The 18,790-nt window shown below is 68.7% G+C and carries 16 protein-coding genes; 5 read left to right on the forward strand and 11 right to left on the reverse strand.

Going from position 1 to position 18,790, the window contains the following annotated elements; translation table 11 throughout:
- Positions 1-81: 81 nt before the first annotated feature.
- From IEZ20_RS29940 to IEZ20_RS29985, 10 genes are all read right to left on the reverse strand, one after another.
- On the reverse strand, positions 82-1,011 hold the full coding sequence (locus tag IEZ20_RS29940; RefSeq protein WP_189304444.1) for an NmrA family NAD(P)-binding protein: 930 nt from the start codon (positions 1,009-1,011) through the stop codon (positions 82-84).
- Between the two features lie 335 nt (positions 1,012-1,346).
- A complete protein-coding gene (locus tag IEZ20_RS29945) occupies positions 1,347-2,177 on the reverse strand; it encodes an alpha/beta fold hydrolase (protein WP_189304446.1) in 831 nt (276 codons plus the stop codon).
- Positions 2,178-2,580: 403 nt separating this feature from the next.
- On the reverse strand, positions 2,581-4,026 hold the full coding sequence (locus IEZ20_RS29950; RefSeq protein WP_229896314.1) for a Dyp-type peroxidase: 1,446 nt from the start codon (positions 4,024-4,026) through the stop codon (positions 2,581-2,583).
- A gap of 57 nt (positions 4,027-4,083) precedes the next feature.
- Positions 4,084-4,668: a hypothetical protein gene (locus tag IEZ20_RS29955; protein WP_229896315.1), complete on the reverse strand. Its 585-nt coding sequence runs from the start codon at positions 4,666-4,668 to the stop codon at positions 4,084-4,086.
- 164 nt (positions 4,669-4,832) lie between these two features.
- A complete protein-coding gene (locus tag IEZ20_RS29960; protein ID WP_189304450.1) occupies positions 4,833-5,954 on the reverse strand; it encodes a catalase family protein in 1,122 nt (373 codons plus the stop codon).
- 1,028 nt (positions 5,955-6,982) lie between these two features.
- Positions 6,983-7,441, reverse strand: a complete 459-nt coding sequence (locus tag IEZ20_RS29965; RefSeq protein WP_229896316.1) for an SRPBCC family protein — start codon at positions 7,439-7,441, stop codon at positions 6,983-6,985.
- Positions 7,442-7,581: 140 nt separating this feature from the next.
- Positions 7,582-8,411 (reverse strand): IS5 family transposase gene (locus IEZ20_RS29970; protein WP_373303993.1). Its coding sequence is split into 2 segments (ribosomal slippage): positions 7,582-8,069 and positions 8,069-8,411, totalling 831 coding nucleotides; the frame shifts between segments, so codons are not numbered across the junction.
- A 942-nt stretch (positions 8,412-9,353) separates the two neighbouring features.
- A complete protein-coding gene (locus tag IEZ20_RS29975) occupies positions 9,354-10,430 on the reverse strand; it encodes a methyltransferase domain-containing protein (protein WP_229896317.1) in 1,077 nt (358 codons plus the stop codon).
- A gap of 157 nt (positions 10,431-10,587) precedes the next feature.
- Entirely contained in the window at positions 10,588-11,427 is an 840-nt protein-coding gene (locus IEZ20_RS29980) for an MBL fold metallo-hydrolase (RefSeq protein ID WP_189304451.1), read from the reverse strand.
- A gap of 231 nt (positions 11,428-11,658) precedes the next feature.
- Positions 11,659-12,288 (reverse strand): TetR/AcrR family transcriptional regulator, encoded by a 630-nt coding sequence (locus tag IEZ20_RS29985; RefSeq protein WP_189304453.1) that lies wholly within the window; start codon positions 12,286-12,288, stop codon positions 11,659-11,661.
- A gap of 93 nt (positions 12,289-12,381) precedes the next feature.
- Here IEZ20_RS29985 and IEZ20_RS29990 point away from each other — a divergent pair, with 93 nt between their 5' ends.
- The 5 genes from IEZ20_RS29990 to IEZ20_RS30010 all read left to right on the forward strand — a co-directional run bounded on the left by IEZ20_RS29990 (position 12,382) and on the right by IEZ20_RS30010 (position 17,371).
- Positions 12,382-12,828 (forward strand): nuclear transport factor 2 family protein, encoded by a 447-nt coding sequence (locus tag IEZ20_RS29990; protein ID WP_229896318.1) that lies wholly within the window; start codon positions 12,382-12,384, stop codon positions 12,826-12,828.
- Positions 12,825-13,673 carry an NmrA family NAD(P)-binding protein gene (locus IEZ20_RS29995; protein ID WP_189304456.1) on the forward strand — a complete coding sequence of 283 codons (849 nt, stop codon included), beginning with the start codon at positions 12,825-12,827 and terminating at the stop codon, positions 13,671-13,673. The genes IEZ20_RS29990 and IEZ20_RS29995 overlap by 4 nt, the downstream gene beginning before the upstream one ends.
- A gap of 536 nt (positions 13,674-14,209) precedes the next feature.
- On the forward strand, positions 14,210-15,898 hold the full coding sequence (locus IEZ20_RS30000) for a PP2C family protein-serine/threonine phosphatase (protein WP_373303994.1): 1,689 nt from the start codon (positions 14,210-14,212) through the stop codon (positions 15,896-15,898).
- Positions 15,852-16,976: a cobalamin B12-binding domain-containing protein gene (locus IEZ20_RS30005; protein WP_189304460.1), complete on the forward strand. Its 1,125-nt coding sequence runs from the start codon at positions 15,852-15,854 to the stop codon at positions 16,974-16,976. Before IEZ20_RS30000 ends, IEZ20_RS30005 begins: the two co-directional genes overlap by 47 nt.
- Positions 16,973-17,371, forward strand: coding sequence for an STAS domain-containing protein (locus IEZ20_RS30010; protein ID WP_189304462.1), 399 nt, complete (start codon positions 16,973-16,975; stop codon positions 17,369-17,371). Before IEZ20_RS30005 ends, IEZ20_RS30010 begins: the two co-directional genes overlap by 4 nt.
- A 98-nt stretch (positions 17,372-17,469) precedes the next feature.
- Here the strand turns inward: IEZ20_RS30010 and IEZ20_RS30015 are convergent, their stop codons facing one another.
- Positions 17,470-18,774, reverse strand: coding sequence for an APC family permease (locus tag IEZ20_RS30015; RefSeq protein ID WP_229896320.1), 1,305 nt, complete (start codon positions 18,772-18,774; stop codon positions 17,470-17,472).
- Between the last annotated feature and the right edge of the window lie 16 nt (positions 18,775-18,790).

Below are 18,790 nucleotides of genomic sequence, written 5' to 3' on the forward strand. Positions count from 1 at the left end.
ACGCTCGGGTGAAGGGCGTGCCGCAGGCATGGCACTACGGGCCCCCAGGGTCCTTCGCTTTTCTCAGGGCGGCTGTCGGCGTTAGCGAGTGAACAGCTCGGGGTTCTTGCGGACGAAGTCGGCTACTCCTCCGGCGGACCGCCCGGTGACCTCTGCCATGCCTTCTGCCTGGCGGTCATAGCGGCCGTCCAGGTGCAGGCGAGCCATGGTGGAGATGTGCTGACGTACATGAGCCGGCAGTTCCAGCGCTGCGAGATCGTTGTCCAGCCATTCCTGCAACGGGACGGCGGTGTAGTCGACCGTGTGGTGCAAAGCATCTGAAATCTCCGCGGCCAGGCCGACGACGTTCTGTGATCGGGGGCCGGTCAGCTCGTAGCTCCGGCCAATGTGACCGGCCGGATCGGCCAAGATCTCCTCGACAACCGCGGCAACGTCATCGGCCGCGATCGGGGAGGTTCGCGCCTCGCCGAAGGGCCACCTGATCACGCCGTCCTTGGCGATCGAGGAAAACACGGTCTGGAAGAGCGGGTTCTCCAAGAAGACGGTGGGCCTGACCTGAACCACGGGCAGGCCTGACCAGTCGAGAACCTGCTCGACCAGCCACTGCTGTCGATGCTGGTGCGACTCGGAGCCGCTGGTGGCGTCCATCTCGGAGACGGTCAGCTGCGACATGTTCACGAACACCTCCAGCCTTCCGTAGGCGCGCGCGACCGCCGCCGTGGTCACGGCAGCCAGCAGATACTGGTCTGACACGGCCATGCCGAAAAACATCCGACCGCAGCCGTCGAGGGCGTCGGCGACATCACGAGCACACGTCAGATCTCCGACCACGACCTCGGCGCCCGTCGCGCGCAGCGCCTGGGCACGGTCGTCATCCCGGCGCACCAGAGCACGGACCTGGAGACCCCGGCGCCGCAGACCCTGGACCACGGTTCTGCCGACAGCCCCAACGCTGCCCGCAGCACCGGTCACCAGAATGGGCCGCATGCCTGCTTCCGGGCTGTAGTCCATGTCGGCAGACTGCGGCCCGCAGGGCCAGGACGCAACCGGGGGGCGTTCTCCCAACCTTCGGGGGCCGGAACGGTGGCCGAAGTGACTACCGCCCGCGTGCGGAGCTGGCGCGGCAAGCTCTGGCGGCCGGGGCCGCAGCAGCTCTCGCACCGCGCTGATCCGTCAGCGAAGCGCTCATTGCGAGGTGAGGACCGGACCTGCCTGAACGTGTGGTGTCCGTCGCTGAATGAGACGGAAACGAGACGGCCGGACGTCCGCCGGACCAGGTGCGCTCCCCCATGCGAACTACGGGTACGCCGGGGAACGGGCCGGACGCTGAGGCCAGCCCGTCGGGGTCAGGAACGGATGAACGCGAGGATGTCCGGGTTGAGGACCTCCGGGTGCGTCGACAGCATCCCGTGCGGATAGCCCTCGTAGGACTTGAGGGTCCCGTTCTTCAGAAGCTTGACCGTCAGGGGTGCCGAGTCCTCGTACGGGACGACCTGGTCGTCGGTTCCGTGCGCGACGAGGACGGGCACCTCGATCTGCTGCAAGTCCTCGGTGAAGTCGGTCTCGGAGAACGCCGCAACGCACTCGTAGTGCGCGTTCGCCGCGCCCATCATGCCCTGGCGCCACCAGTTGTCGATCAAACCCTGCGACACCTGCGCTCCGGGACGGTTGAAGCCGTAGAACGGCCCCGAGGGAATATCGATGAACGTCTGAGCCCGGTTGCCGGCAACGCCCTCACGGAAGCCGTCGAAGACCTCCATCGGCAAGCCGCCCGGGTTGGCCTCCGTCTTCAGCATCAGCGGTGGCACCGCGCCCACCAGGACCGCCTTTGAGACACGGCCGGGCTTGGCGCGGGCGACGTAGCGGGCGACCTCGCCACCGCCGGTGGAGTGGCCGATGTGCACGGCGCCCCGCAGGTCGAGTGCGTCGGTCAGGGTGGTCACGTCCGCGGCGTAGGTGTCCATGTCGTGGCCGGTCGCGGTCTGGGTGGAGCGTCCGTGGCCACGGCGGTCGTGGGCGATGACTCGGTAGCCCTGCGCCAGGAAGAACAACATCTGGTTGTCCCAGTCGTCGGCGCTCAGCGGCCACCCGTGGTGGAAGACGATCGGCTCCCCATCCCGAGGACCCCAGTCCTTGTAGAAGATCGTGGTGCCGTCGTCGGTCGTGACTGTACCCATCGCAGGTCCTCCGCTCGTCCAGGCACACCCCAGCCACGGAGCAATGGGTGGGGGGGCACGCGGGACTTCACGCCCAGCGGGCGCGGTCCGGATGTATGGCCCACGTTACGCCCTGCCCCTGCGGGCCACATCCGCAGCTTGTCGGCGTCCGCCAAGTCTCAGAGATGGCATCAAGCTCGCCCGCCCGTCGTGGTGGCTCGTGGCCCTGCTCCTGGGATCGGTCTCTAACTTGTTGATGGTCAGGCCACGAGCAGAAGCGCCGCTCCCGGCATCGGGGCCGGCCGTACCCTCGCCCACCGCGGGCACCTCCCGTCCTCAGCGGGCCAGGTCCGCGCGCCCTGACCCAGATCGGTGCAACTCGGGGTTCGTGAAGCTTGCGGTCGTCAGGGGGTCGCGACGGCTTTCAGGATGGTTCGGCTCGTTCATCAGCGTGGCCGCCGGATTGGCGGAGCTCCCCGATCCATCTCAAGGCGGACAGGGAGGGCATGAAGAAGTATTCGCCGCCGCGCAGCACGTTGAATGTCTGGATGCCGTGGATGCGACGCCGCACCGGATGTTGCGGGATGGTGAACGTCGCCCCGTCCTCCTGCAGCCCGACGTTCGGATCGCGTTCGTCGCCCAGGTCCATGAAGTTGCCGTTGTTGATCCACTCCTGCTGCAGGAACTCCATCGTGGCCATTGCCTTGGCGCTGAGGAAGATGAAGTAGGTGCCGCGTGCTACCTCGTCGTCCTGCTCCGAGGTCGCGTCAGGGTCGTAGGGTGCCCCGTAGGTCGTGCTGCGCCGGATGATCCGGTGAACGTTCACGTCGGCGAGTAGGGCCATCTTGGTGTCGCGCGGGTTCATGCGCCGCATGTGTGAGCCGAGCGGCACCTGCCGGCCGTGTGGATCCGCGGCGTAGGTGAAGTCGTTGTTCCGGCGCGCGTCCGCGCCGAGCGCTGGGTCGTCCTGCGTCGGGGCGAGCGTCAAGGGCGCGCCGCTGCGCCAGCGGCCCACCAGCTTCGCGGCGAGCAGTTCCCGCTCCTGCTCGGTCGGCGCGTGCTCGCGCAGGAACCGGTTGAACGTCCCGACGCGGGCCTGGTAGTTGCGCAGCCCGACGAAGGTGCCGTTGCGGCCCAGCACGTCCGGGCGGGGCATCGGCAGCGGCACGCCGGCCTCGCCGGGGTAGCCGAGGATGAATTCGCCGGCCTTGATCGGTGGTCCCTGGCCGGGCAACGAGTCGACGCCGCTGCCCTCGATGGCCGGCTGGCCGATCGAATCTTTGTAGCCCAGCGGATTGAGGTCGCCTGGCTGGGCGCCGAAGTCCTGCATCAGCATTACGGTGACGCCGGAGAACCCCTGATACTGCCGGCCCGCGGTCTCCATCGCGCGGCGCCACTTGTCTTCCGTGTCGCTGAAGATGCTGACCGCGATGTGGATCTCCCCGGTGCCGAAGGGCCTTTCCCAGTTCGTCGGGTCGTTGGGTCCGTAGTCCCGGAGCTTGTCGGCGCGTGCGGCCATCCCCACGCGGAATGCTTCGGGGAAGGACCGGAAAGAATCCTCCGGCAGGCCTAGAGCCACCAGCCCGGTGGAGCTGATGGCGATTGAGGTCCAGACGTCGCCGGCCTGCCACCAGTCGGCGGCGGAGTCGACATAGGGTGTCAGCCGCTGCACGAATTCGCGGCCGGCCTGGGCATCCTCCACGTGGAGCATGACGTGCGTGCCGTAGTAGGGCTCGGGCCGGTAGCGCAGCACCGTCGCCTGGATGTCGTCGAGCTCCACGGTGACGGGGGCACGCGGAAGGTCGCCTCCGAGGCGATCGACGAGCGGCATGGCGTTCTCCCCACAAGAAACCGAGACGAGCCGGCTCACGGGGACACTCTCGCCGGGTGGCACGGCCGCACCCCGCAGACTGTCCGGGTGGCTGGACTAGTCGCTGATCTTGTCCAGGAATTCTTCCAGCGCGTGGCCGACGCGGTTCAGCCGCCTGGTCTCCGCCACCGTCAGATCTGGATTCGCGACGTACCAGCCATCGGCCGGGATCTGGTACTTCGCGATCCAGTCCTTCACCGACGGGCTGCGCGTTCCCGGCCATCCCACGCAATTGCACATAAACAGATCCAGTTCGTCCGGGATCTTCGTTGCGAAGTCGTCGATGTAGGGGTCCCACTCATCGTCGTAGGCGGTGCAGAAGAGCAGCTTCGTGTCGTTGTCAAGGAATACGAAGCGCATATCGTGGACGGTGCCAACCCTGTCTGTGTCATCGAAGTTTCCGTCCCGCAGCTGCAGGAAGGCGCGCAGTCGCTCCGCTCCACCTTCCACGAACGGAGCGATCAGGGTGAGCTCCGAGACCCTGCCCTGACGGCTGCCGACCCGGCCAGCGGATTCCATGCGCGTTCGCGGCTTCCCCACAAACGACGTCGCGTCTTTTCGGAGTACGTTCTCCAACGCCTGCTTTCCCACCTCCGGCGCGTCGGCGTAGAGCTCTCGCAGCTTCTGGATCTTCTGCTCCACGGCCTGATCGGGTTCCGGTGCGGTCGCTGTCCCTTCTCGCGTTGTCATAGCTGTCCTGTCCTTTCGATCCGGTTCGATTCCTGCGCCCGGATAATGGCCACACGACCCACGGATGCGCCGCGGACCGGGTGGTTACCGCCTGAGCCGGGCCCGTGGGCCTCTGATCACGGCAACACCGAATCGGCGCTGGTCGGCTCGGTTTGCGGCTGGTGGTTGAGCGTCCGGCGGACCTTGGCCGACGCCGTGTAGATCCGTCGCACGTTCATGATTTCGCCCAGCGGGCGGTGAGCGGACGTGACACGCCACTGATTGAACGCGAGCGCGTCACCCTTCTCGAAGTTCTCGGGTCCCGAGATGTCCTGGCGCGGTAGATGCACGCGTCCCACGGTGACAAAGGGAGACAACTTTTCGGGCCATTCCACGGTCAGGACGTTCACTGGCATCGCCGTGAGGTCCGTGCACAGCTGGACCTGAAGATCGAAATCGAATGGTCTCGCCTGTAGCTCGTCCGCCAGCGTCGGATAAAACACGTCCGGGCCAATCGTGAGGTCGAGATCACGATGGATCACGTGCGTGGCGCTCTCCGCGGCCGGCGCGACACGTATCTTGGCGATGTAGTCCCCATGACGTACCGCGCCCATGCTCCAGAACGTGGTGAGCAGCGGATTGCGCACATGCGTCTGCGTTACCAGCCTCACGATCGCGAATAGCTCGTCCCATGCCCACTCTTGCTGCTGCAGCTGGCCCTTGCCCGTGAGCACATCCGCCAGCAGCTCGTGGAGACCCGCCTTGCCGCGCGTCAGGTAGTCCTGCGCGTTGTTCGCGATGTCCTCGATGAACAGGTAGTGTTTCGCTGTATTGCTGATGAAGATGGGATTATTTTTGAGCACGAGGTCGAAGGTGGTCGAGTCCGGCTCGTCTTCGACGAGTTTTGGTCCGTCGATATCGAATATTTTGATCGCGAAGCCAAGGCCGGGTCCGAGTTGTGCGTCCGTGCCCAGGTGGGTGGACGTGCTGGAGAAGCGAATCAGTGCGCCGTGGTGGCCCGGCTTGGCATAGATGCCCTGCGCATACGCCGCCGGCACATCAGTCAAGATCTCGACTTCTGCCTTGACCAGGCCGAATGACTTCGCGTGGGCGCCGCGGACGGCCCGCCCGGTGCCCTCGGTACTCGGCGATTCACGGCCCTTTTTCTCCCAGAAATCGATGATCTGTGCCAGCAGCTCGTCGAGATGGGGATCGATGGTCTCGATCTCAGGGGTATAGCGAACGAACTCGGATGACATCTGTCGCTCCTCCAAGTCGGTCTCGCTTGTCCCGTTCGTTCAATGCTTGTGGCTCTGCTGAACTCCCGAGCAATATTTGGCGGCCAAGTACAGCCTTTGAGTACTGCTGGACTCGATGGTCCCGAGTGTGCCCGGCACTGTCGGCGACTGGCGGAGGTTGCCGCTGTTGATCCACTCTTGTCCGAGAACTATCCATCGCCTCGGCACTAACTCTGATCATTCATGCGCCCAGCAGACGGGAGGTGACCTCGTGCAGGTGATCTTTCGCTTGCCGATGTGAGTCCGGTCCGGGTACGGAGCACGCTGGGGCCCGGTCTTGAAACGGGTCAACTGCAGACTGGGGCAGTCGCCGAAGGCGCATCACCCGACCTGAGTTGCATCATTACGGTGTAATCATCGCATGCGTTGGGCAGGAGCGCGAGCCGTTCGAGGGCGGCGGTGATCTGTGCACTACTTCGACGTAATACACGATTCGTTCCTGCCTCGCTATCTTGAGGTGCTGGCTCGCGACGCTCGAAAGGCGGCGGAGAGGCTCGATGAACACTCGGTAGAGATCGCGGCAGGTGTTGGGTACTCGGACTTTTCTGTAGGTCACCAAAATTTGCGGCCGCTAGAGCCCAATCACTCGTACGATCTAACTCAACCATGCACGATACACATCGGCCGATTGTCCACTTCTTTAGCCATCTCGGTAGATAAATCTAGCGGTGAGATATCGAGCGCGCTCCTACCGGGTGCACCGGTGTTGGTCTCCCTGAGCGCACTGCCCGAGGAGGCCGCTGTCCGCGCCTGGATCGGCTCCGGGACCCGGCTGGTCCGCCAGGCGGCATCGCGAGCACGGCCAGATCGTCGGGCGTCAGCCGGTCGCGGTCGAGATCGCGCAGGGCGCCGTACGCCTCGGCCCAAGCATGGCGGGCCACCGCGTCTCTCGCCTGCTCGACGCAACGCCTGCGGGGTCGCGTGCTCACCGGCGATGATCTGCCGGCTCGCACCGGTACTCGAAGCAGGGCACCTCGCGCGGCAGCATCTCAGGCCGACGCAGCCGACAACACCAGCTCCTCCAACTTGTCGAGACCCTGAGTCCAGCCCTCCTCGTGAAGAGCGCGGCGCCGCTCCGTGGCGAAGCCACCCTGGATGAAATTCAAATCGGTCGCCGTACCGCCGATATCGCCAAGCGACAGCGTCACCACTGTCTCCCGGTCCTCGGGATCGGGATCCTCCCACCGGAATGTGTAGGACAGACGTTCAGGAGGCTCGACCTCGAGGAACTCGCCGACCAGGTAGAACAGGTCGCCTTGCGGAGGCTGCATCGCGATCCGATACCCACCTCCTGGCCGAAGGTCGCTTTCCACACTCGGGGTGGCGAACCCGTCAGGGCCCCACCACTTGGCCAGCTCCTCCGGTTCGGTCAAGGCCCGGAACACGACCGAGCGGGGTGCGCGGAGGACACGCTGCATACGCAAGCTCAGCCCGCCATCGTGCGTCACCAACGAACCTCCTTCGGCCGAAGGTGTCAGTGACCTTGACGGCCTGACAGAGCCGGACACCCATCGGCTCGCCCGAGAAGTCGGCGCCCCTACGGGTGGGTCAGAAGATCGGCGTCTGCGCCTAGGTTCTGTCTCTTTGGTCAGCGTCGTGCCCAGATGAGGATGGCGGCGAGGTGGAGTGCGGCCTGGTAGGCGATCGCGAGTTTGTCGGTCCGTGTGGCCAGGCCGCGCCACTGCTTGAGGCGGTTGATGCACCGCTCGACGGTGTTGCGCTGCTTGTAGGAAACCGCATCAAGGCTCGGCGGGCGTCCGCCATGGCGGCCCCGGCGCAGACGGTGGCCGATCTGGTCCGACGGCTGCGGGATGACCGCGCGGATCTGCCGGCGGCGCAGGTGGCCGCGGATCGCGCGGGACGAGTAGGCACGGTCAGCCAAGACCATCGTGGGGCGGGTCCGCGGCCGGCCAGGGCCGACCTTCGGCACCCGGATACGTGCCATCACCGTCTCGAAGGCGGGTGCGTCACCGGCCTGGCCTGCGGTGACAGCCAGGGCCAGCGGCCGTGCGTGACCGTCTGCGGCCAGGTGGATCTTGGTGCTCAGCCCGCCGCGAGAACGTCCGAGTGCGTGGTCGGCCGGCTCGTTGCGTCCTTCGGCCCCTTTTTGAGTGCTCCGGCGGCATGCTGGTGGGCCCGGACGACAGTGGAGTCGACCGACACGGTCCAGCCGATGTCGTCGACGGCGTCCGCTGCGGCGAGGACGGCGGCGAAGATCTTCTCCCAGGTGCCGTCGACGGCCCACCTGATGAGCCGCTTGTGAGCGGTCTGGAACGAGCCGAACTCGTCGGGGAGGTCCCTCCAGGGCGAGTTGGTGCGGTACTTCCACGCGATGGCCTCGAGCGTTCGACGGTGGTCGGCCCACCGTCGCCCGCGGACCGGATCAGCCGGCATCAGCGGTGCGATCCGGTCCCACATCGCATCAGTGATCACTAATCGGACTGGCACATCCGATCAACTGATGAGCCCACCAAAGAGACACGGCCTAGTCGTCGCACGCCAGCAGGCAGCGATGCCTGAGCAACTGCTCCCCCCCCGGACGCCGGCTCCGAGCCCGACACCCAGGAGCCGGAGGCCGAACCTCGGAAGGCGGTCGACGCGACGGCGCTGCGGGCGCTGAAGAGTCCCGCACCGACGTGGAGGCCCTCGACCCGGCGACGGTCAGTGAACTCTCCCTTGGTGAGTATCCGCCTGACGCAGCACGGGTCCGGGGCGGTGGGCGGTGCCCCCGAGAAGCGGTGACCAGGACGATGTACTCCTCCGTGGCGACCCGATCGACAGACACTCCTCGAGAGGGGCACGACGACAACCGCGCCGCTCCCAAATCGCTGGGATGGGCGAAGTGGCGTTGCCATACTGGCGCCATGTGCTTTCGTGGGGGAACGCCGAACCGGCATTACGTGTGCTTGCCCTGCCGTTCTTCGTTCAAGAAGCGCGGCACATGGGCAAGTCGATGCCCGCGCTGCGGTGCAGAGTTGATCGACGCGGGCCAGGACCTCGCTGTGCCGAAGCGGCGGGACACCGCTGGGTGGCGGACGTTGGCTGTGCTGCTGAACGCGGGTGTCACGTTCCACTCCGGCTGCTGTGATGGGCCCGTCTGGCGGCCTCGAACACCGCGCGAGGTACGCGAGCGGTTGGCCGCCGCGGCCGGCACCGGCGTGCCGCTGAGCGTGGCGCTGACGACGGTCGACACAGACGAACTCCGTTCACGGCACACCTCACGCTGAGCCGTCGGCGGGGCCGCCCCGTACTCGGCGACGTGCGCCCTTGTGAGACCCTCGATTCGACCGCCCCACTTCAAGCGGGGAACCACAACGGCTTCTCACTGACGGGATCTCGCGGGCCACCGGCGCCGCATGCTCAGACGCGGGCCTCGTAGACGATGTTGAACGGCGTTTGTGCCGCCCGGCGGAAACGGGTCAGGCCGGCTTCCGAGGCCACCTGGCGGGTCCGTTCCTCGCCTGCTTGGGCGCCCAGAGCGCGGCCGACCTCCTGGGACTGCGAGGCGGGCGTGCAGATCAGGGTGGAGGCGCTGTAGAAGGCACGGCCCAGCGGGGTGAGGTTCTCCTCCAGCCGGTCGCCCGCCAGCGGCTCCACGAGCATGATGCTGCCGCCCTCGGCCAGCTGGTCCCTGCTGTGCGCCAAGGCGCCGACGGGGTCGCCCATGTCGTGCAGGCAGTCGAAGAACGCGATCAGTTCGTACGGCCCGCCGGCGAAGTCCTTGGCGCCGGCCACCTCGAACGAGAGCCGGCCCTTGACACCGGTTTCCGCGGCCAGCTCCCGGGCGGCGTCGACGGACGGCCGGTGATTGTCGAAGCCGGTCACCAGTGCGTCCGGGAACGCCTTGGCGATCATCACGGTGGAGTGGCCCAGTCCGCAGCCCACGTCGGCCGCCCTGCCGCCGGTACGCAGCTTGTCCACGACACCGGTAAGCGCCGGCAGCCACTCGTCCACCAGGTGCGTGGCGTAGCCCGGACGGAAAAAGCGGGCCGTCCCTGCGAACAAGTCCGGGTGGTGTTCGTGCCAGCCGACGCCGTGGCCGTCCCGGAAAGCGCGCTCCAGCCGCCCCCGTTCCTCGGCCGAACCGCAGGACAGGAACGACTGGTACCCGCCCAGCGCGAAGACCGGGCTGTTCTCGTCGGCGAAGACGGCACTCTGTTCCGGCGTCATACGGAAGCGGTCATCGCCCTCATAGGTCAGGTATCCGCTGGCGGCCATCGCGGCCAGCCATTCGCGGACGTTGCGCTCGGCGGTCCGGGTACGCTCCGCGAGCTGTCCCGGGGTGACGGCTTCGCCGTCCACGAGGGCCCGGAAGAGCCCCAGCCTCTCCCCGAGCAGTGCCAGGGGCGCTGCTGCGACCGCGCCCAGGTCGGTCACGACCTTCCCGAGCAGTTCGTTCAGCTTCGCTTCGTCCACCGTGCTCATGTCGACCGACACGACCACACCTCCGATCGATCCGGCCGGCCCCACCGTTGGTGGCGGAGGGAATCTCCTCTCGCCATTCGCGCGCGGATGACGCTAACTCCGACCGGTACGGATAGCCGGGCAAAACGCCACAGATCGCGCCCATTCGAGCAACGCGTTGCCCATCTCATCAGCCGGTGGTAGGCCGGTCGCCGCCCGGGACCAGGCGTGTGTGGCGACCGCGGGGGCAGGACAGGAGCCGCTCGTCCAGTCCCAGCCGCTGTGCCTCGGTCAGGAAGTGGTCGAGTGGTGAGCGGAAGACGGTGTAGTCGTCGTAGTGCACGGGCAGCACTCGGCGGGGGGCCAGGCGCCTGGCGAGTTCTGCTCCTTGTGCGCCGTCCATGGTCACCACGAAGCCGCCGGGCAGCTGCGTGCCGCCCAGGTGGAGGACGGCCAGGTCGGCGGCGGGGAAGCGCTGGGTGATCTCTTCGAGGCCGTCGAACAGCAGGGTGTCGCCCGAGAGGTACAGGCGCAGTTGCACCGGCCCGGCGGCGGGGCCGAATTCCAGCATGCTGCCCATGACGGGCGGCAGCAGGCGGCGTAGCACGGGGTGCAGGGCGTGCCGTCCGGGCAGGGAGGTCACGCGGACCTGTGCGGTGCCCTGCTGCAGCGTGCAGCTTTCCCAGGTACGCAGGCCTCCTGCCCGGTGAAACCCCTGGAGGGTGCGCAGCCGACGGGCGGCGTGGGGTGTCGTGACGATCGGGAGGGAGTGGTCCAGGTGGTTTCTGGCGCGGCGGTCCCAGTGGTCACCGTGCAGGTGTGAGAGGACGACGCCGTCCAGGCGGGGCAGGTCCGCGGCGTCGAGGGCGGGTTCGGTGAGTCTGCGGCTGACCAGTCCGTACCCCAGGTGGGCGCGTTCGCCGCGATGGAGGAGATTGGGGTCCGTCAGCAGGGTCAGCCCGCCGAACCGCAGCAGGACCGTGGCGTTGCCGATGAAGTGGAGGTCGAGAGTGTCGTCGAAGGCTGTCATACCGGTTCCTGCCCGGCGGGCGCGGCCCGTCTGAGGTCGGCACGGTCTGGTTGCCGGCCCCCGGGTTCCCCACACGCCGGGGCGCATACGCCGCGCGGGCCCTCGGGCAAGGGGCGGCCGATCACACGGCCGGGGGCATCGCGGACACCACCTGCTCGGGTACCTGCATCCGATACCCGCAGTCACCACCCGCTGACCGGCGCCGGCGGCTCGTGTGCGGTCCAGCTCGGTCTACCCGTCAGTTCGCTCATGGCCGAGCCGTTCCGGGGACGTGTCCGCGCAGAGGGTTCTGCCGGCGAACTCCGCCAGGCGTGCCCGCATCTCGTCGCGGGGCAGCCCCTTCTCGCCGGCCAGGTGGGCGACCAGGTCGGCGCGGGTGGCGGCGAGCAGGGCATGCGCGGTGAAGTCGGCGGAGCCGGTGCCGGCCAGGCCGGGAACGCGGTCCAGCAGGTCACGGAGCAGCGCATGCCACCGCTCGTAGTGCTCCGTGCGGTAGGGGCTGTCGGCGCCGGCCTGTTCCAGGGCCAGCGCGAGGTGGCGGTTGTCGAGCTTGAAACACAGGACCGCGTCGAGCAGGGCCAGTACGCGTCGCAGAGGCGCGGTCGCGGGCCCCAGCGGCGGCGGACCCTCCTCGACGCTCGTCCGGAGCGGTTCGAGGCGTGCCTCGTACAGGGCCCGGATCAGTCCGGTGCGATCGCCGAAGGCGCGGAAGAGCGTTCCCTTGCCGACGCCGGCTGCCGCCGCGATGTCGGCCATGGTGACGTTCTCCGGGTGCTCGCACCGGGCGAAGAGGGTGTCGGCGGCGGCTAGGACGGCCGCGCGGTTACGGGCGGCGTCTTTGCGCGGGCTGCGCTCGGGCACGGTTCCTCCGTTGCAATCCGGACCGGCGGTCCGTATCGTCGAATAAAGCGGACCGTTGGTCCGCATCGTACTGGAGCACAGGAGTGAAGAGTCATGTCGATGTCGGGGAAGACCTGCGCGCACAGCTCACCGGCCGATCTGTACCGCCGGAGCCTGCAACTGCTGCTGGACAAGGACATTCAGGGCTGGATCGGCCTGTGGGCCGCCGACGGGGTGATGGAGTTTCCCTTTGCCCCGCCAGGCTGGCCTCAGCGCCTGGAGGGCCGGGACGCGATCGCCGGCTACATGCGTGACTACCCCGACCACATCGACCTGCACGGCTTCCCCGACGTGCGGGTCCACCAGACCACCGACCCGGAGACCATCGTGGTCGAGATGCGCGGTGTGGGCCGGGTCGTGGAGAGCGGCGCCCCCTTCGACATGACCTACATCGCCGTCGTGTGCGTGCGTGACGGCCGCTTCGCCTCCTACCGCGACTACTGGAATCCGCTCGCCGTCCAGGCACCGGGTCTGGACTTCGCCGGGAGCGACGCCCGATGAGTCTTCCCGGCACCACCCTGGTCATCGGCGCCACCGGCACGACCGGGCGACGTACGGCCGCGCGGCTGGCCGCCGCCGGGCAGCACGTCAAGGCCGCGAGCCGGCGTGCCACTCCGGTCGCGGGCGCGGAACCGGTCCGCTTCGACTGGTACGACCCCGCGACCTTCAGCGGCGCTCTCGCCGGAGCCGACCGCGTCTACCTCGTCGCGCCGCTGGGCGATCCGGACCCGGCCGAGGTCATGCTGCCCTTCCTCCGGCAGGCCCGGGCCACCGGTGTCCACCGTGCGGTGCTGCTCAGTTCCTCGGCCATCCCGGAGGGGGGCCCGGGAGTGGGTACGGTGCACCAGGCCCTGCCCGGCCTTTTCGACGAGTGGGCGGTGCTACGGCCCTCCTGGTTCATGCAGAACTTCACCGGCTCGCACGCTCATGCCCGGAGCATCCGTACGCACGGCGAGATCCTGACCGCCACCGGGACGGGCCGCGTCGGGTTCATCGACGCGGAGGACATCGCCGCCGTCGCCGTGCACGCCCTCACCGACGACCGCACGCTCGACGCGGACGTCGTCCTGACGGGACCCGAGGCGCTCGGCTACGAGGACGTCGCCACCGTCGTCTCGCAGGTCACCGGCCGTCCGGTGGTCCATCGGTCCCTGACGTACGAGGAGATGCGCGACCGTCTGGCCGCACAGATGCCGCTGGAGTTCGCCGCGATGCTCGCCGGCATGGACCGCGCCATCGCCGAAGGTGCCGAGGACCGCACCACCGACACCGTACGGCGCCTCACCGGCCGCCCGCCGCACAGTTTCCGGGAGGTCGCCGAACGGGAGCTGTCACCAGGCGGATGAGCCGTGCGTCCGACCCCAGGCGTGGCTTCGTCGCCCGCCCGGGACCGCACCCGGTCCTCAACTGAGCGCAACGACGCGGTGAGCGCCTCGAAAACACAGATCGAAGGGCTGGTGTGACCGGTTCTCGGGGTGCGTCACGCGGGTCGCGGGCGGCAGCAGCCTGAACAGCAGATCGTCCGTCAAGCTGACGTGCACCGCCGGTGCCGACGATCCGCAGCGGGGATCTCCGTTCCCGATGCGGCAGGTCGGCCTCGTCCACCATGCTCCCGGGTGCACGGGCTGGCCACCGCGCTGCTGAGAACACCTCAGCGACCCCTCGCTGAGCCGGGTGACAGCGTTGCCGGCGGCAGCTGTGAACGATGCGGCCATGCCCGGGACATGCACGTTGACTGCCTGCCTCACGCCAGGTCGGTTGTGGCGTTCAGGTCTGCCTTTCCCGGGCGGCTTGCCATGGCAGGGGCCCGTGCGGGACTGTTGTCAAAGGACATCTGTTTCCCTATGGCAGGAAGGTGGTGAGGTGCGCACCGGGCGTGCCTCTGTTTGTGACTGCTTCCCGCAGCTTTTCCACCCGTCCACCCGACACCGGCCGGCAGGCCGGCCCGGCGTGGACTGAGGCTCCCTATCCGGTGCTGGTCGCCGACCGGCACGGCCATCTCGTGCGCCTGAACGACGTCGCCCGGCTGATACTGCCGGACGCGGTGAACGGCGCCCGTCTTTCCGAGCAGGTGCCGGCCTGGCTTGCCGACGCCCATCAGCGGGTCATCGCCACATCCCCTCCGGGCACTGCCCCCAAGATCTCCCACGGGGCCATCGGAGACCGCCACTTCGAGGCGCATTCCACCCTCAGCGAGGGCGATGTGGCGTGGTGGCTGGTCGATGCCACCGACCGCCGCCTGGCCGAGAGGGCGCTCAGCGATGCGCGACACCGCTCGGAGGTGTTGTCGGAGGCGTCCAGCACGCTGCTGTCCACGCTGAACGTGCCGCGGTGCATGGAGGTGGCCGCTTCCATGGCCGCGGAGCATCTCGCCGAGGCCGCCGTCCTGATCGCGCCGCCCCAGGGGCGGCGCTGCTCCCTCACCTACGCCTGTCGAGGCGGACACGTCGTCCAGACCAGCCGACAGGTCGACGTCGCCGGTGTGCCCGGGCTCAGGGAGGCGCTGCAGGGCTTCCCGCCGGTGCCGGCCCGCTGGATCAACCCCGCCGACATCCCCGACTGGGCGATCCCGGACGGCTTCGCCGGTTCGGTCGGCTCGGTCATCGTCGCCCCACTGCCCGGACACGGCGTCCCGGCCGGCGCGCTCATCCTGCTGCGCTCCAGCACGGAGCAGGCGTTCACCGAGGGCGAGGAGGTCTTCGCCCGCCTGTTCGCCGCACGCGCCGGCGCGGCCCTGTCCGCCGCCCGCCTGTACACCGAGCAGGCCACGATCACCGCCACGCTGATGCAGGACCTCCTGCCGCCCACGCTGCACACGGTGCACGGCGTGGAGTACGCCGGCAGCTACCGGACCGCGAAGGACCACGAGCGGGTCGGCGGCGACTTCTACGACGTCCACCCCGGCGCCGGCCCGTCCGAGGAGACGCTGGTCGTCCTCGGTGACGTGGCGGGCAAAGGCCTGGACGCGGCGGTCCTGACCGGCAAGATCCGCAACACTCTGCACGCCCTGCTGCCACTTGCCGAGGACCACGAGCACATCCTCAACCTGCTCAACAGCGCGCTTCTCACCTCCCACCACACCCGCTTCGTCACCCTCGCGCTGGCGTCCGTACGCCGCCGCGGCGGCCGGGCGCAGCTGCGGCTGACCAGTGCCGGACACATGCCGCCCCTCATCGTCCGCACCGACGGCACCGTGGAGGAGGTCGACACCCGCGGCACGCTGGTCGGCGCCCTGCCGGCCGTCAGCGCGCGCACCGTCAAGACGGTCCTCGCGCCGGGCGAGACCTGCCTGCTGTACACCGACGGGATCACCGAGGCCCGCGGCGGTCCCCTGGGCGATGAACTCTTCGGTGAGGACCGTTTGCAGCGGGCGCTTGCCGAATGCGTGGGTATGCCGGCGGAAGCGGTGGTGGAGCGGGTACAGATGCTGGCCGCGCAGTGGCTGGGCAACGGCCGTCACGACGACATGGCCGTCATGGCCATCACCGCCCCGAAAGCCGGCGCGCTGAGCATCGTCAACGGGTATGCGAGCGGCGGGCCGTCCGGGAGGGGAGGAGCAGGTAGTGAGTGAGCCCACCGCGACGGCCGGTGCGGTGCAGCGGTTGTGGCAGGCCGTGATCGGCGGTGACGAGCACCAAGCCGCTGCGACCGTCCGCGACGCCCTGGCCCAGGGGGTGAGTGAGGAGACGCTCCTGCTCCAGGTCATCGCACCCGTGCAGGAGAAAGTCGGCGTCGAATGGGCGGCGGGCCGTATCAGCGTCGCCCAGGAGCACGCCGCCACCGCCATCAACGAGCGGGTCGTCGCCGCCCTTGCCCACCGTCCCGGCACCAGCCGGCCTGCACCCGAGCGCGGCCGGGTGACGGTGGCTTGCGTGGACGGGGAATGGCACGCGCTGCCCGCCCGCCTGGTCGCCGAGGTCCTCGCCCTGCACGGCTGGCGGGTGGACTACCTCGGCGCCCAGACCCCCACCCCGCACCTGGTCGCCCACCTGCATCTGACCAACCCCGACGCGGTCCTGCTGTCCGGATCGATGCCCACCCACCTGCCGACCGCGCACGGCGCCATCACCGCCTGCCAGGCCATAGGTGTCCCCGTCCTGGCCGGCGGCCGCGCCTTCGGCCCCCAAGGCTGTTACGCCACCGCTCTCGGGGCCGACCGGTGGGCGGCGGACGCACGGGCCGCGGCCGCCGTCCTGGCGGCGGGCATACCGCGGCCGGGCGCCTCGGCGATCCGGCACACGGTGGACGACCTGCCGCACCTGGGCGACCAGGAATACACTCTGGTCGCCCAGTCCCGGACCCGGTTCGTCAAGCAGACCCTTGCCGACCTGGAAGACCGCTTCCCCGCCATGCGCGCCTACCACCGCATCCAGCAGGAACGCACCGCCGAAGACATCGCCTACATCGTCGAGTTCCTGGCCACCGCCCTCTACGTCGACGACCCCGACCTGTTCACCGCGTTCCTGACCTGGACCGACGGCATCCTCACGGCTCGGGGCGTTCCCGCCCGCTCGCTACGGGCCGGCCTCGACGCCCTGGCCGGCCAGCTCCACGATTTCCCCCGCGCCCTCAAGATGCTCGAGCACGGCAGGACCGCCCTGACCGAGCACGCCACCCGTCCTGTCCCCGGCCCCGACATACACGTATGACGCACCTTCCACCCAGCGAATTCACCCTGGCCGTCCGCCACGAGCCCGCCACGCTGACCGTCATGATCGGCGGCGAACTCGACTACGGCACCAGCGGCGACCTCCTCAACGAGGTGAGCCAACAGCTCACGGCCGGCCAGCCACCGCCCGCCGATGTTCGGCTCGACTTCCGTGAGCTGACGTACATCGACTCCTCCGGGCTGACGGCTCTGCTCATGATCCACCGCCGTACCAGCGCCCTCGGCGCCACCCTCCACCTGGACAACCGGCCGGCCCGCCTCGAACGCATGCTGCACCTCACCGATGTCCTCGACCATCTCACCGCACCACCCACCCGCACCGGGGGCTGGCAGCCGGAGGAAGACGACGGCCTCACCGAGGCAGGCATGACCTGAGCAGAGGCTTTCTTGTTCGTAGGACGGAGGACGGAGGACCGAGGGCGTGAAGCATGGCCACGTTCCCGCCTTTCCGCAACTGTGGTACCCAGCGTTGTTCAGGACGAGGTTCGGCGGTGATGCCGGGCAGCGACGGTCCCCAGGACCACGCCGGCCGTGATGACGATCAGCCCGCGGGCCCAGACATCGGCCTCGATCTGCGTGGCGAGCGCCAGGCAGGAGGCCGCTCCCAGGACGGGGACGGCGGTGTACGCCCGGAAGTGCGGGCGGTCGCAGCGATCGCGCCGCTGGACGAGCACCGCGGTGTTGACGATGAAGAACACCACGAGGAGCAGCAGCACGAGGGTGGAGGCGAGGCTCGCCACGTCACCGGTGAGCGCCAGCAGGAAGGACAGCGCAGTCGTGGCCGCGATCGAGGCCCACGGCGTACGTCGGCCCGGAAGCACCCGGGTCAGGAAGCGGGGGAGGAGGCCGTCCCGTGCCATGCCGTAGGCCAAGCGGGAACTCATGATGCCGGTGAGCAGCGCGCCGTTGGCCACGGCGACGAGGGCGATGGCGCCGAACACCTCCGGCGGTACCCCGCCCGCCGCCTTGACCACCTCCAGCAGCGGACCGCTGGAGCGGGCCAGCGTCGCGGTGGGGACGGCGGCCGAGGCGACGACACCGACCAGGACGTACACGGCTCCCGCCGTCACCAGGGCGCCGAAGAGGGCGCGCGGGTAGGAGCGACGCGGGTCGCGGGTTTCCTCGGCGACGTTGACGGAGGTCTCGAAGCCGACGAAGGAGTAGTACGCGAGCACCGTTGCGCTCAGCACACCCGCGGCGGCTCCCGTGTGGGCGGTGCCGATGTGGACGAGCCTGTCGGGGGCGCTGTCGCCGCGCAGGAACAGCCAGACCCCGAGCCCGACGACGAGCAGGAGACCGCCGACCTCGACGGCCGTGGCCGCCACGTTGGCGCGGGTGGACTCGCTGATGCCACGGGCGTTCAGCAGGGCCAGGGCGCACAGGAAGACGGCCGCCACCGGCACGACCGGAAGGCTCACGAAGACGGCCAGATAGTCGCCGGCGAAACCCCGCGCCAGTGCGGCGACGGAGACGATGCCCGCGGCGAGCATGCAGAACCCGGCAAGGAAACCGGTGAACGGCCCGTAGGCGAGGGTCGCGTAGTGGGAGGCGCCGCCCGCCCTTGGATACTTGGTGGCGAGTTCGGCGTACGAGGCGGCCGTCAGGAGCGACAGCAGCAGGGCCAGGAGCAGTGGCAGCCACACGGCGCCGCCCGACTTCGAGGCGATCTGGCCGACCAAGACGTAGACACCGGCGCCCAGGACGTCGCCGAGGATGAAGAAGTACAGCAGGGGGGTCGTCAGCGCCTTCTTGAGCGCGGGCGCCCCACCCTGCGGCAAGCCGTCCGTCGCAGTA

The sequence above is a fragment of the Streptomyces cinerochromogenes genome, assembly GCF_014648635.1.
GTDB classification, from domain to species: Bacteria; Actinomycetota; Actinomycetes; order Streptomycetales; family Streptomycetaceae; genus Streptomyces; species Streptomyces cinerochromogenes.